Raw genomic sequence first — 14,281 nt, forward strand, 5'->3', positions numbered from 1 at the left:
GGTGGTTTTCAGACATATATAAAGGTGAGCGAATTCCGACCCTGACCGATACGCTGGAAACGCTGTATTTCATGGATATGGGCGCAAATCTTGAGATCAAGCCATCTGGGTGCGATCCCGTTCGATTGTGTCACGAAGTCATCACCGAGCTTAAAGCTGCCAAGAAGCTGCCGATCCTCATTTCGAGTTTTGATGATGTCGCGGTTTCTGAAATGCGCACCCACGCACCAGAGATCCCGTGTGGCTGGTTGCTTGAAACGCTGCCGAAAGACTGGAAATCGGAATATGACCGACTTGGCGCATCGGCCATCCATATCGACCATACGGCATTGACCCCGGTGAGTGCGGCTGAGATTGTCGATGCCGGGGTGCCGTTGGTTTGTTATACCATCAATGATGTTGACCGGGCGAAAGAGCTATTTTCGTGGGGGGTGACATCCGTAATTACCGATGATCCGGCCAAATTACTGACGTCTATTCCACGCCGTCCGTTCGCCGCCAACAGATAAGGCCCCATACCGGGGACACAAAACGCAACAGTTCGGCAGTGCCACCATCATCGTTCGAACATGTTGCCGATAAAGAAAAATACAGGGAACGTTCCAATGACAATCGCCCCACAGGATGGGACCGTGGCCCCGCCACTGCCCGATCCACCCGTTTCGCCAACACCGCTTTATCCCAATAACCGGTTCAAGCGTCACTTAAGCGAACTGTTTCGCCTTGCCCTGCCGGTCACCATCGCAAGACTTGGCATGTTAATCATGTCGGTTGTCGATACGATCGTTGTTGGCAACTATGACAGTGCGGGACTGGCATATTTAAATGTCGCGCATGCGCCGTTTACGTCCCTTATGGTGACGGGCATCGGTTTGCTTACCGGGGTCATGATCATAACGTCGCACGCCAAAGGGCGTGGTGACCTTATGGCGGCCGGGGCCGTGTGGCGCAATGCCATGCCGTATTGCCTTTTGATCGGCATCTTATTTACCATCCTGACTTGGCAGTCAGACTGGTTGTTTGCAGCGACCGGCCAACCAGCCGAGATTACCAAAAATGCCGGGGAACTTGCGGTGATCCTGTCGATCGGGATGCCTGCCGCCATGATCTATATTACCTGTGCGTTTTTCCTTGAAGGATTGCAGCGCCCCTTGCCCGGCATGGTGATGATGATCGGTGCCAACCTGATCAATCTTGTTCTTGATTACGGTCTTGTCTATGGGGCGTTTGGATTGCCCGAACTGGGTGCCGAGGGCGCAGCATGGACATCAAGTGTCATTCGCTGGTTCATGGCGCTGAGCCTTTTGGGCTATGTCCTGTTGATGAAAAGCCATCATCTTTATGGCATTCGCACCGGGTTTTCCGGTTGGTGGCGTGGATCGCGTGAGGCACGCCATCTAGGCTATGCCGCAGGTGCCAGCCAAGGCATGGAAACAAGTGCCTTTGCCGCCATGCAGCTTTTTGCCGGTCGGCTGGGTGTTGTTGCCGCTGCAAGCTATGGCATTGCCATGACGATGCTCGCCTTGATGTTTATGGTTGCTCTTGGTTTGGCATCGGCAACATCGGTTCGGGTCGGTATTGCCTATGGTCGTCGCGATCGACCCGATATGGCTTTGGCCGGGTGGATCGGGCTTTTGACAACCATGGCGGTGATGCTGTGTTTAAGCATTCCGATTTATCTGTTTCCAAGTGCGGTATCGCATCTGTTCACCCAAGATCTGAGCGTGATTGCCACAACGGTTTCAGTCCTTGTTCTGATGCCGATCATTTTCCCGACCGATGGCGGGCAAAATGCCGCGATCAGTGCGCTTCGCGGTGCCGGGGATAAATGGGCGCCGACAATCTTGCATCTGGTGTCTTATATCTTTGTGATGATCCCGGCGGGCTATTACCTGACCTTCGTTATGGAAATGGGCGTGCCCGGATTGTTCTGGGGCATCGTGATTGCAAGCCTTGTCGCCGTGTGTGGCCTTGCGATCCGGTTTAAAGTTGTCTCGGGCCGGGAAATCCCGGCATATGTCAGACGCACCTGAACCAAGCCTCCGCTTGAAATCAAAAAGGTCCGCCGGATTAATCTGGCGGACCTTTTATGTTTTCGACCTTGACCCGCTGGATCAGGAGCGCGTGGCATCAAACTGACGACGCGGCATCAGCAAATCACAGAACGGCAGAACCAATGTGTCAAAAGCAGATGCCGCACGGGCGGCATCAATACGAATAATGTGCTGTTCGATATCACGCTGGGTTGCCAAATCCCCAAGCGGGGCAAGTTCCGGCAGCGCATCAACCAATGTTGCGTAAAATTCAATCTGATCATCGCGGGCCGTACCAGATGCCAGATTGCCCAAATGATTATAAAGCGCCATGGCAAGGAACCAGCGACAATACGGCATCAGGCCCTGAAGAATTTCGCCGCGTTGTTGCGGCTGTAAATATTGCTGAAGGTCGCTATCAAGCCAGACGGCATTTTGCACACCGGCAACAAAGGCATTGCGCAAGGCGGGCTGTTCATCGGTAAAGAACACCGTTGTCAGCCAAGTAGAAAGGTCATCAAGCGATTTGCGCCGGGTATCAGGGGTGCTGTCGGGTGCGAAATCAAGGGCCGGCATTGCCGGTTTGCCCGACATCGCAAGGCTTGCCACCGCCGGATCGATCAGCGCATTGGAAAGCCACGCCTGATGCCAAATGCGCATTGGCCGGAAATAAGGTTCTTTTTCAGAACCGCCTGCTTCGATCCAGCTTTCGATCAAATGCGCACGGCCCAGTGCCATGCCAAGACGCATGGCATCTTCAAAACCCATCCCCCCCATCAGGAACGGATCCCCCAGCATGTCTTCGAGCAAAGGTAGCGATGCGGCAACGTGATCGGCGCGAAGCCCCGCCCCCAGCGGTTGATAGAACGATGCACCATCGCCATGATCAAAGATCGCACGGGCATGTTTTGCAAACGCCCCCCAGAAAACAAGCTTTACCGGTTCTGCCCGTTTGCGCCAAAGCGGTCGGGTCATGTGCCAGTTTTCTGTTTCAAACTCGGCCAAAGCCATCGCATCAACCAGACGGGCAAGCGGCTTTGCCACCGCACCTTCAAGATCATCAACCGACCCCAGATGCCCGACCGAAAGGCGCCAGCCCGGCTGTTCATGCGGGTGATGATCAAGCCATAACATGGCAAATCCCGATGCGCCGGCACGTTGTGCCGATGGCGCAACCAGATCAAAGAACAAAGACAACGGAGCTGGCATTTCCGAAACCGTATGGTCGGCCAAGGCATCCCCAACCAGCCAGGTTTTGACCATCACGTCATCGGCATCAGGCCGATCCTTGAAACGTGGCGGCAGGAACCCCGAATACTGGCCGGAAGCATTGGAATTGTTAGTCATGGCAGCCTCGTCTAAGCAAATGGCGCACGTAGGGTGCAGGATCTGCGACCTGCTGATAAACAAGGTTTCCGATCAGGTCAATCACACCGGGTGCATGCAAATCCATGATGGATGCCAGTTCCGGCACAGCAAGGCCCGGTTTAGACCCGGGTCAATCCGGCATGACCAATGCTGGCTTCGCGGTAAACCGATGGCGGCATGGAAATCAACCGTCTGAAATCGCGGGAGAAATGGGCATTATCGGTAAAGCCACACCAAAAGCCGATTTCTCCAACCGACAATCCGGTACCGTATAACAAACGGCATGCTTCACGTACGCGGACAAGGCGCAGCAAATCGGAAAAACGGGTATTGGCCTGTTGCAGACGGCGCTGCAATGTCCGGCCTGATGTCTCGAGCGCATTGGCGACTTCGTCAATGGTCCAGCTGCGCCCGACATCCTGTTCAAGGATCGTGCAAAGCTGCTGAACAATCGGGCGTTGTGCCCCGATCGGCGGGGCCGTTCCGGGCATATTGGCCAAGAACGGATAGGACGATGAAACCGGTTCAAAGCTGGTCCAGTTTATCCGAAAACGCAACCCACGCCCGGCAAAGTCCAGTTTGTTATTAATGCGATCATTGCGCACGACCCGAACCGATGGACCGTGGCTTGGCAAAATCGTGCCATCAATATTTTCTGCACCGACTGCTTCGAGCAAGCCAATCAGGAACCCCTGCAACAACAGATTTTCCACACGGGCGGGCGGCTGTCCACGCACGACGCCACGATGGATGGTCATGGATTTTCCGGTCACCGTAAAATCACTGCGTGCACGGGCATGGGAATAGCCTTCTAACCGGCGCCAACGATCTGCGATCATTTCCGGCGTAGCCGAATGGCGCAACATGGTCAGGATCGGTTCCTGTTCCTTGGCAGCAAGATGTCGTCCAAGGCGCACCAGAACGGCCGGGCCGTTGACCTTTTCAAGAGCAAGCATGATGCTGCGTAACTTGGCAGAGGTCACAACTGTCCCTGCCGGCACAAGGTCATAGCCCCGCGGCAGCCAAGCCAGTTGCCGGATCAGGGCAACATGCAATCCAAAAGAGACAAATTCCTGCATCAATACCCGCCAAAAATCAAATCGTGGCGCGATCATACAAATTATTAACCAGACTGTCAGTGGACGATTCAAAATGTCACGAAGCTGTTACAATGAACCGATATCAAGCGGTAAGACAGTCATCAAGATGATGGGCGAAGATACCGGCCATTGCCCGAAATGCATCACCATGGCAGTCTGACATCCGGTTCAAAATCCAACGCGGATAATCAAAGTGATCAAGGTTCTTTTTGTCTGTACCGGCAATATTTGTCGGTCCCCCACCGCTGATGGCGTGTTTCGTAAAATTGTTGATGCTGCCGGTCTTTCTGATCAGATCAGTGTCGATAGTTGCGGTTTATCGGCCTATCACGTTGGCGAGCTTGCAGATCCACGATCCCGCGAAATGGCCCAAAGACGCGGATATGATTTAGACGATATTCGATCCCGAAAAATCAAACCCGGCGACTATGTCCAGTTTGATTACATCCTTGCCATGGATGACGGGCATTTGCGCGATATGCGCCGTCAGGCCCCGGCCGCAAATCAAAACAAGATCGAACTGTTTTTGGATTATCATCCCGACATGGTCGGGCAAAGCGTGCCCGATCCCTATTACGGCGGTGAAAACGGCTTTTCTCACGTGTTTGATATGATTGAGCAGACGTCCAACAAACTACTTGATCACATTCGCCAGAAGCACGGCATCTAGCCTACGATCCGGGATAAGCGGCATGAACACCATATCCCTGAACAATTTGGTCAAAGAACTGACCGGTTCGGATATCTCGGCCAAATCCCCGCTTGGGGGTGGTTCTGTCGCCAGTGTTTTCCAGATTGTTCTTGATAACGGTCGGGCGCTTGTCGTTAAGCACAGCACGGACGGCGATACGACGGGCGGTCTTGAGATCGAAGCCAATATGTTGCGCCATTTTGCCCAACATTCCCCCATCACCTGCCCCGACGTTCTGTATGCCGATCCCGATTGCCTGATTATGGATTTCATTGCCAATGACAATCGCATGGGCAATGCCGTTCAACTTGATCTGGCGGAACAACTTGCAGCGCAGCACAACGTCACGGCTGATGCCTATGGACTGAATTTCGATACGTTGATCGGCGGGTTACACCAACCAAACAATCAAACACCCAGTTGGGTGACGTTCTTTGGCGAGCAGAGATTGCGCCATATGGCCCATGCGAGCCTTTTTGAAGGAAAACTTTCGCCATCGATGACCAGACGGATAGATCATCTGATCGACCGCCTTGGTGATTTGATTGGCGATACGCCAAACGCATCCTTGTTGCACGGGGATTTATGGGGTGGAAACATCCTGTGTCAGGATGGCAAACTCGCTGCACTCATCGATCCGGCACTTTATTACGGAGATCACGAGATCGAACTGGCCTTTGGAACGCTATTTGGCGATCTGACTCCGGATTTTTTCAGTCGATATTGTGAAATTATACCGATTGCACCGGGATTCTTTGAAGAACGCCGATATTTGTATAATCTATACCCGTTATTGGTCCATGTTCGCCTGTTTGGCGGGTCCTATATTGGTTCTGTTGATCAAATCCTTTCGCGGTTTGGTCATTAAGACCACCCACACAGGCCAACACAAAGCCGCTTTTAAAAAATCAGGGGACAAGAGATTTGAAATTTATCGTTGGAGTAGCTGTCGCACTTGCCATGTCTGTGAGCATTTCCGCCATCGCCCATGAAGGTGCAACCGGTGTGGTTAAGGAACGCATGGACGGCATGAAATCCATTGGCCAACAGGTCAAGATCATGGTGCCGATGCTTAAGGGGACTTTGCCCTATGACCCGGCAAAGGTCGCAGAATCAGCAGGCATCATTGAAAGCCACGCGGGCGAAAACTTTACCAAGCTTTTCCCAGAGGACAGCGACGGGCACCCGTCCGAAGCCCTGCCGGCAATCTGGGATGATTGGGCAAAATTCAATGATATTGCATCGGACCTTCAATCACGTGCCAGTGCCTTGAAAACGGTTGCGGCAAATGGCGGATCAGAGGGTGATTTCAAAGGTGCGCTTGGCAACATGCTGCAAACCTGCAAATCCTGCCACAGCAATTTCCGCGAATAGGCTGCCAACCCGATACCGGGTTCTAAACATTCAAAAGGCCGCAGTTTTATGCTGCGGCCTTGATCATTTCAATCTGCTATCTGATTGTCTTAGCGACCAATCATGGCAAAGAATTCACGCCGTGTAATCGGGTCATCGCGGAAGGCACCCAGCATACGGCTGGTCACCATCGAAACACCGGTTTGATGCACGCCACGGGTGCTCATGCATTGATGATTGGCATCAATCACCACCGCAACACCAAGCGGATCAAGTTCTTCCTGAATGGTGTTGGCAACCTGTGAGGTCATTTTTTCCTGAATTTGCAGGCGCTTGGAATAGACTTCGACGACGCGGGCAAGTTTGGAAATGCCCACAACACGTTTGCGCGGCAAATAGGCAACATGGGCGACACCAATGATCGGCACCATATGATGTTCGCAATAGGATTCAACGCGAATATCGCGCAGAACGACCATTTCATCATACCCGTCGGTTTCTTCGAACGTACGGCGCAGAATTTCTGCCGGGTCCTGCTGATAACCGGCAAAGAATTCGCCATACGAACGCGCGACACGATCGGGCGTTCCGCGTAAACCTTCGCGGTCGGGATCATCACCGGCCCAACGAAGAAGGGTTCGAACAGCTTCTTCGGCTTCCTCACGTGTCGGACGTTTTACCGCACTATGTTCGCTGCACATACTCAATCCTTTATCATGTCTTTTGCGGGATTACGTCCCGGCTTGGTGGGGCTCCTGACCCGCTTTTATCTCAATTCACTGTATGTTGCCCATGGGGACTATCCAAAGAAAATGCCGGAATGGCGATATCAAAATGATTTCCATCCATATCCGTCATCTCATAGGTCCCGACCATAAAGCCACTTGGTGTCGCCAGTGGTGCACCACTGGTGTAGTTGAAACTCTCGCCGCCTGCCAATACAGGTTGCTCGCCAATAACACCGGCACCTTTAACTTCCTGAGTTTCACCGCGTGAATCGGTTATGCGCCAATAACGGTTCAGCAACTGAACAGTTTTTGACCCAAGATTCTCGATCTCGATCCGATAGGCCCAAACATAGCGATGGGTATCAGGATCAGATTCGTCTTCAAGGAATACGGGTTGCACCGAAACCTTGATGTCGTTGGTTACGCTCGAATACATGCACGTCTCCAGGCCAAGTGTGTTCCAATCATTTTGCATCAGCCAAGACTACGATTGATGGCCCATATGTAGACAGTCCGCAGCCGAAGTACCAGTGGCCTGTGACAATTGCTTTGAAACAATGTCCCATCATTAACGGACCTTCCGTTTGCCGATGCCGCCTAATCAAACGGCCCGCACTTTGTACGGGCCGTATCAAGATCAGGATTACTGTTTTCCAAACCGTTAAACGGCAAGGGCTGCCAACAGATCTTCCTTAAGATCATCAATGTCTTCCAGACCGACAGAAAGACGCAGCATGCCTTCGGTAATGCCCATCGTGATTTTGTCTTCGCCGGGCACACGCTGGTGAGTCGTGGTCCAAGGATGGGTTGCCAGGCTTTTTGCATCGCCAAGGTTATTGGAAATATCGATCAGCTTAAGGTTATCAAGCAGCGAGAAGGCTGATTTCTTACCACCGGCAAGCTCAATCGCAATCAATCCACCACCACGGCCAGACATCTGTTTCATTGCCAAATCATGCTGCGGGTGACTTTTCAGCCCTGGATATATAACGCGCGACACCTGTGGCTGTTCCGACAGGAATTCGGCCAAGGTAGTTGCGTTGCGAATATGTTGATCCAAACGCAGGCTCAGCGTTTCAAGACCTTTGAGCAGAACCCATGCGTTGAACGGGCTCATGCTTGGCCCGGTATGACGCAAGAAAGTGGTCAAATGATCGTCATGCCATTCCTTGTCGTTAAACAGGATCGCCCCGCCAAGACAACGCCCCTGACCATCGATATGTTTGGTCGCGGAATAGACAACGATATCGGCCCCCAGTTCCATCGGCTTTTGCAGGATCGGGGTCGCAAAGACGTTATCAACAACGACTTTTGCACCGGCCTTATGCGCCAGCTCGGAAACAAACGCGATGTCGAGAACTTCAAGTGTCGGGTTAGATGGGGTTTCAAGGAAAACGGCATTGGCCGGTTTTGAAAGTGCCTTTTCCCAAGCAGCTTTATCGGTTCCGTCAACCAGTTCGGTTTCAACGCCAAAACGCGGCAGAAGTGTCGTCAGAATAAACTCGCACGACCCAAACAAGGCGCGTGAACCAACAACACGACCACCGGCCTTGGTACAAGCCGCCAGCGCATTCCAAACAGCTGACATTCCCGATGCTGTCGCACGGCAATATTTGGCACCTTCAAGCAAAGCAAGGCGTTCTTCAAACATGCCGACCGTCGGATTGGCAAAACGGGAATAGACATAACGTTCCGGGCCGCTACCATCAAAGGAGGCTTCTGCCTCGGCTGCGGTGTCATACACATATCCGGAATTCATAAAGATGGCTTCGGATGTCTCACAAAATCCGCTGCGAACTGTCCCACCGCGTACGGAACGGGTGGCGGCGCGCCAATTATCGGAAGCCTTTTTTTCGGTCGTCATCGTCGTCTTGCTCCTACATGCCCGCATATGGTGTGTTCCGGGCACAAAAAAACCCTGACCGGCATGAATTGGGTCAGGGCCGAAGCCTTCTTTCCCCTCTTTAGCGATTTTTTACGTGGCCGCAAGCCGGTCGACAAATCCCACGATTGGCAGACGATACGTCCAGTTTTCTGTGACGTCAAGCATCTCCCAATCAGGAATTCGGCTCCTGTCATCCCTGAATATACCCTTCGTCTGATTTCACATCCTCACGCAATGGTGAAAGCAGTTCATAAGCATCTTTGGAAATTTCGCTCTAATCTTCGGGCAATTAATGCAATCCTGTTTATCGGGATCTGCTCTTGGTTCCATCTAAAGGCCTATGTAAGAGCGTAAAATCAATGACAAAGACCAGTTCAATGGCGTCAGACGTGCCCAATCAGGACCCAGAGATCAGTCCAAAATCCCCGACCGCGGCAAAACCACTTTGGCGCAGAATATTACCGTTGGTGGTGCTGGTTCTTGGTTTGGTCATTGCTTGGGCAAGTGGGGTTCTTGATCTGTTGTCTTTTGACACGTTGCGTGAAAACCGCGACGTCTTGCAAAGCTATGTCGCCGAGAATCCAGCATTAAGCGTTTTGGTCTTTAGCGCGATTTACATGTTTTCCGTCGCCTTATCACTGCCGATTGGCGCGATTCTGACCATATCGGGCGGCTTTATGTTTGGCGCATGGTTCGGGACAGCCTATGTCGTCATCGCAGCAACACTTGGTGCTGTGATCATTTATCTCGCAGCCCGCTATGCCTTTTATGATCTGATGCATGCCAAGGCAGGCACTGCCATTCGCAAGATGGAGGAAGGCTTTGCTGAAAACGCCTTTAGCTATCTGATGGTTTTGCGTTTGATCCCGATTTTCCCGTTCTGGCTGGTTAATCTCGTTCCGGCTTTGCTGGGTGTTAAGCTTCGTTCTTTTATCTTTGGCACCATGCTTGGCATCATTCCCGGAACATTTGTTTTTGCCTCTATCGGCGATGGCTTGGGTGCCCTGTTTGATCAGGGAAAGACACCCGATCTTGGCATCATTTTCGAACCCCGTATTCTGACCCCGATCATCGGGCTTGCCGTATTGGCACTTCTGCCGGTTGCCTATAAAAAACTGCGCAGGGCAAAAAACGGTGGATCGTTTGATGCCTAAAACCATCAAGACAGATATTTGCGTCATTGGCGCGGGATCGGGCGGTCTTTCCGTTGCGGCCGGGGCTGTGCAAATGGGGGCTGATGTTGTCCTGATCGAAAAGGACAAAATGGGTGGCGATTGCCTTAATACCGGCTGCGTTCCCTCCAAGGCATTGCTGGCAGCCGGGCATGCGGCTGAAAATGCCCGCACAGCTGCACGATTTGGTGTTTTTGCAAACCCGGTCGAAGTCGATTTCTCCAAGTCAATAGATCACGTGCATTCCGTGATTGCAGGCATTGCGCCACATGATTCGGTTGAACGTTTCGAAGAACTTGGCTGCACCGTCATTCAGGCAGAAGCCCAGTTCACATCCCCAACAGAAGTCATTGCCGGGGACACCATCATTCACGCCAAACGGTTCGTCATTGCCACGGGATCACGTGCGGCAGTTCCGCCGATTCCGGGGCTGGAAAATGTTGGTTATTTTACCAATGAGACCATCTTTGAAAACCGCACCTGCCCGGATCATCTGATCATTATTGGTGGTGGTCCGATTGGCCTTGAAATGGCGCAGGCACATCAGCAACTCGGCGCGAAAGTCACCGTGATCGAGATGATGAATATCCTGCCTAAAGATGATCGGGAAATGGTCGCAGTCGTACGCGACAACATCACGGCTGGTGGCATCACACTTTACGAACAAACCAAAACCAAAGAAGTCCGTAAAACTGGCGATCAAATTCAGGTCGTCGTCGAGCATAATGGCATCGAAATCACCCTTGAAGGCAGCCACCTTTTGCTGGCCACCGGGCGTAAAGCCAATGTTGAAAATCTTGGCCTTGATAAAGCCGGTGTGAAATATGACCGCAGCGGGATTGCCGTCGATCCGCGCTTACGCACGTCAAACCATAAAATCTTTGCCATTGGTGATGTCACAGGCGGTCTGCAATTTACCCATATGGCGGGGTATGACGCGGGTATCGTTATTCGCAATGCGCTGTTCCGCTTGCCTTCCAAGGTTAATCATACTGCCGTTCCATGGGTGACATATACCAATCCGGAACTGGCACAGGTCGGCATGAACGAGGCCACCGCCCGCCGAGAAATTGGCGACGACATCCGTGTTGTGAAATGGGATTACGCCGAAAACGACCGTGCCCGTGCCGAGGGTGACACAACGGGCTTCATCAAGGTCATCACGACCAAAAAGGGCCGCATTCTGGGGGCCGGGATTGTCGGGCGTCAGGCGGGTGAATTGATCGGTGTCTGGTCCTTGGCCATTTCCAAGAAAATGAAAATCGGCGCAATTGCCGGAATGATCACGCCCTATCCAACCTTGGGCGAGATTTCCAAACGTGCCGCAGGGGCGTGGTATACACCCAGCCTGTTTAGCGACAAGACCCGCAAACTTGTCCGGTTCCTGTTGAAATTCGCGTAAAGCCAACGACACGAGCCCCATAAGCAATCAAGCATCTGTAGCGCTGTACTTTTTTGATGGTCTCTGACTAACATTACCGATGGAACGCCCGCATCTGAAATTGCCCCCATGGGCCAAATCGCTTTCCGCTCGCCTTTTGGTGCTTACGGTAAGCTTTATCATGCTTGCAGAGATCTTTGTCTTTGCGCCCTCTGTTGCACGTTTTCGCATTGATTGGCTTAAGGCGCATCTCGATTCCGGCTATCTCGCTGCGCTTGCGCTTGAAGCCACGCCCGATCAAATGATCCCGGATGATCTTGAAAAAGAACTTCTTTCAAACGCCGGGCTTGAGGCAGTTATCCTGCGCCGTGAAGATCGTAAATTGCTGCTGCAACGCGACGACATGCCCGCCAAGGTCGACAAGGATATCGATCTGACAGAATTTTCCATCATCATGGCCTTGATGGAAGGCTTATCGACCCTGTCGCAAAGCGAAGATCGTATGTTGCGTGTGGTTGGCATGCCGTCGATGGCCCCGGACTTTGAGATCGAAGTGCTGGTCCATGAAAAGACCCTGACCGATGCGATGCGTAATTTCGGCTGGCGGGTGTTTGGTCTGTCATTGATGATTTCGTTCTTTACCGCCGGGCTGGTTTACTTCGCACTGAACCGTCTGATGGTCCGTCCGATGCGCACCCTCACCCGTGACATGATCCGGTTCCGCGAGAACCCGCAGGATAAGGCATCGGTGATTACGCCGGGTCTGCGCGATGACGAAATTGGCGTCGCACGCCAGGAACTGGCAATCATGCAGCAAGATATTCAGGCAATGCTAAATCAGCGCCGTCGTCTTGCCGCCCTTGGCACAGCCGCAACCAAGATCAGCCACGATCTGCGCAATGCCTTGGCAACATCGATGCTGATGACCGAACAGCTTGCCAAAAGTGAAGATGACGAAGTCCGTGCTGTCGTCCCGCGTCTTTTATCGTCGATGGAGCGTGCGGTTTATATCAGCGAACAAACCCTGTCCTTTGCCCGTGACACGCCACCACCACGGGATTTGGCAAAGTTCACCCTGATCGAGTTGATTGAAGAAGTCCGCGATCAGATATTGCTGCAAAAATCCGAACCCCTTCTGGATGGTCATGCGCCAGAAACGGTAAAAGATGCGCTTCCGTGCAGTGCGCGCATTCAAATTGATCTGCCCGATGACATCATGCTTGAAGCCGATTATGACATGCTGTTTCGTGCGTTCAGCAACCTGATGCGCAATCCGCTAGAAGCTGGTGCTGATGAAGTGACCATCACCTACAAACTGGTCGCAGCAAAAAACCAGACGGGCGAATCGGATAAGCAGCCCAATTTGATTGATGTTTTCATCAATGATAACGGTCCCGGATTGCCCGAAAAGGCGATCAAGAACCTGTTTGTACCTTTCGCCGGAAGCGGTCGCACCGGGGGAACCGGGCTTGGCCTTGCCATCGCGCGGGAGTTGATAAGCACACATAATGGCGACCTTCACCTCGTCTCGACCGGGCCGAACGGTGCTGTTTTCTGTGTAAAACTGCCATATCTCGCCTGATTTCGGGCCAAATTTTATCGCAGCGCACCTAATTGATAGTTTTTATCTATCGATTTTTATTTAATATTCAATTTTATCTTTTTACCAAGATTTGGCACCTTGGACTCAAGGCGATGCCGGGCCAAATCCCGATCCCCGATCCGCTCCTGACCCAAGGTTCGGCATCGCCAAACTGATTTACCTTCTAATCATGATCCGAAATATCAACACCAGCGCCCCGATGCAAACAACGGCGGCACGCTTTACGGTTGATGCATGATTGAAGACAACACAGGCATAATCCTTGCCGGATTATCATCGAGGGGACTGTAATCGGCCCCCGACCCTCAACCCCTTGCCTTCGGGCAAGGGGTGTCTTTTTTCCGGTTCCAGTTAATCACTGTGGCCGTACAAACGATTTCCGGATGTCATCGATCTTCGGGCGCAGGAAACAGCCATCTGCGTGATCATTGATCAGCCCCATCGCCTGCATAAAGGCAAACACTGTGGTCGGTCCGACAAATTTCCAACCGCGTTTCTTAAGGTCTTTGGACAAGGCAACAGATGTTGGTGACGTCGACATGGATTGTGGTGTTTGGACTTCTGACAGGTCGGGTTCAAATCCCCAGAAATAAGCTGCCAGTGATCCTTCGCATTCGACCATTTCGCAGGCCCGTTTGGCATTGTTAATTGCCGCTTCAATCTTGCCGCGATGGCGGATGATCCCGGCATCACTCACAAGGCGTTCGACATCTGCCTCATCAAATGCGGCAACCTTATAGAAATCAAATCCCTTAAATGCCGCCCGGAAGTTCTCACGTTTCGCCAAAATGGTTCGCCAGCTTAGCCCTGATTGGAAACCTTCCAGACACACCTTTTCAAACAATCGCTGATCATCGGAAACCGGGAAACCCCATTCCGTGTCGTGATAGGCGTTAAATTCCGGTGCTGAATCACACCATGAACACCGACATTTGCCATCTTGGCTGATTGTTGTTTTGCTCATGGA

At 52.3% G+C, this 14,281-nt stretch carries 14 protein-coding genes and 1 riboswitch (1 of these 15 only partly in view); of the genes, 8 read left to right on the forward strand and 6 right to left on the reverse strand.

Going from position 1 to position 14,281, the window contains the following annotated elements:
• On the forward strand, nt 1–509 hold the 3' portion of the coding sequence (locus tag RIC05_RS03475) for a glycerophosphodiester phosphodiesterase family protein (RefSeq protein WP_350059738.1). 241 nt of this gene lie to the left of the window's left edge; 509 of the gene's 750 nt are visible here — the last part of the coding sequence; its start codon lies beyond the left edge, outside the window; its stop codon occupies nt 507–509.
• Nucleotides 510–605: 96 nt separating this feature from the next.
• Nucleotides 606–2,033 (forward strand): MATE family efflux transporter, encoded by a 1,428-nt coding sequence (locus RIC05_RS03480; RefSeq protein WP_350045331.1) that lies wholly within the window; start codon nt 606–608, stop codon nt 2,031–2,033.
• Between the two features lie 81 nt (nt 2,034–2,114).
• Here the strand turns inward: RIC05_RS03480 and RIC05_RS03485 are convergent, their stop codons facing one another.
• Together RIC05_RS03485 and RIC05_RS03490 are read right to left on the reverse strand one after the other, a co-directional pair.
• Nucleotides 2,115–3,380, reverse strand: a complete 1,266-nt coding sequence (locus RIC05_RS03485; RefSeq protein WP_350045330.1) for a hypothetical protein — start codon at nt 3,378–3,380, stop codon at nt 2,115–2,117.
• A 140-nt stretch (nt 3,381–3,520) separates the two neighbouring features.
• On the reverse strand, nt 3,521–4,480 hold the full coding sequence (locus RIC05_RS03490) for a helix-turn-helix transcriptional regulator (RefSeq protein WP_350043368.1): 960 nt from the start codon (nt 4,478–4,480) through the stop codon (nt 3,521–3,523).
• Nucleotides 4,481–4,694: 214 nt separating this feature from the next.
• Here RIC05_RS03490 and RIC05_RS03495 point away from each other — a divergent pair, with 214 nt between their 5' ends.
• From RIC05_RS03495 to RIC05_RS03505, 3 genes are read left to right on the forward strand one after another with little or no spacing between them, the layout of a single operon-like run.
• Nucleotides 4,695–5,171, forward strand: coding sequence for a low molecular weight protein-tyrosine-phosphatase (locus RIC05_RS03495; protein ID WP_350045329.1), 477 nt, complete (start codon nt 4,695–4,697; stop codon nt 5,169–5,171).
• A gap of 22 nt (nt 5,172–5,193) precedes the next feature.
• Nucleotides 5,194–6,060, forward strand: a complete 867-nt coding sequence (locus RIC05_RS03500) for a fructosamine kinase family protein (protein ID WP_350045328.1) — start codon at nt 5,194–5,196, stop codon at nt 6,058–6,060.
• A 56-nt stretch (nt 6,061–6,116) separates the two neighbouring features.
• Complete coding sequence (locus RIC05_RS03505; protein ID WP_350045327.1) at nt 6,117–6,566, forward strand: c-type cytochrome; 450 nt, start codon at nt 6,117–6,119, stop codon at nt 6,564–6,566.
• Nucleotides 6,567–6,655: 89 nt separating this feature from the next.
• Here RIC05_RS03505 and folE read toward each other — a convergent pair whose 3' ends face one another.
• The 3 genes from folE to metZ form a co-directional block, all read right to left on the reverse strand.
• Nucleotides 6,656–7,246 carry a GTP cyclohydrolase I FolE gene (folE, locus tag RIC05_RS03510; protein ID WP_350043372.1) on the reverse strand — a complete coding sequence of 197 codons (591 nt, stop codon included), beginning with the start codon at nt 7,244–7,246 and terminating at the stop codon, nt 6,656–6,658.
• Between the two features lie 70 nt (nt 7,247–7,316).
• The gene (apaG, locus tag RIC05_RS03515) at nt 7,317–7,709 is read right to left on the reverse strand and encodes a Co2+/Mg2+ efflux facilitator ApaG/CorD (protein WP_350043373.1); all 393 of its coding nucleotides are present in this window, start codon (nt 7,707–7,709) and stop codon (nt 7,317–7,319) included.
• 225 nt (nt 7,710–7,934) lie between these two features.
• Nucleotides 7,935–9,137: an O-succinylhomoserine sulfhydrylase gene (metZ, locus tag RIC05_RS03520; RefSeq protein ID WP_350045326.1), complete on the reverse strand. Its 1,203-nt coding sequence runs from the start codon at nt 9,135–9,137 to the stop codon at nt 7,935–7,937.
• A 79-nt stretch (nt 9,138–9,216) separates the two neighbouring features.
• Nucleotides 9,217–9,291: riboswitch (SAM riboswitch) on the reverse strand.
• A gap of 226 nt (nt 9,292–9,517) precedes the next feature.
• Between metZ and RIC05_RS03525 the strand changes: the two genes are divergently transcribed.
• The 3 genes from RIC05_RS03525 to RIC05_RS03535 all read left to right on the forward strand — a co-directional run bounded on the left by RIC05_RS03525 (nt 9,518) and on the right by RIC05_RS03535 (nt 13,293).
• A complete protein-coding gene (locus RIC05_RS03525; protein WP_350045325.1) occupies nt 9,518–10,312 on the forward strand; it encodes a TVP38/TMEM64 family protein in 795 nt (264 codons plus the stop codon).
• Complete coding sequence (locus RIC05_RS03530) at nt 10,305–11,732, forward strand: dihydrolipoyl dehydrogenase family protein (RefSeq protein ID WP_350045324.1); 1,428 nt, start codon at nt 10,305–10,307, stop codon at nt 11,730–11,732. Before RIC05_RS03525 ends, RIC05_RS03530 begins: the two co-directional genes overlap by 8 nt.
• Nucleotides 11,733–11,892: 160 nt before the next feature.
• Nucleotides 11,893–13,293, forward strand: a complete 1,401-nt coding sequence (locus RIC05_RS03535; RefSeq protein ID WP_350045323.1) for an ATP-binding protein — start codon at nt 11,893–11,895, stop codon at nt 13,291–13,293.
• Nucleotides 13,294–13,669: 376 nt separating this feature from the next.
• Here RIC05_RS03535 and RIC05_RS03540 read toward each other — a convergent pair whose 3' ends face one another.
• The gene (locus RIC05_RS03540; RefSeq protein WP_350045322.1) at nt 13,670–14,278 is read right to left on the reverse strand and encodes a DNA-3-methyladenine glycosylase I; all 609 of its coding nucleotides are present in this window, start codon (nt 14,276–14,278) and stop codon (nt 13,670–13,672) included.
• Between the last annotated feature and the right edge of the window lie 3 nt (nt 14,279–14,281).

Origin of the sequence: Thalassospira sp. (assembly GCF_040218635.1) — a bacterium.
Lineage (GTDB): Bacteria > Pseudomonadota > Alphaproteobacteria > Rhodospirillales > Thalassospiraceae > Thalassospira.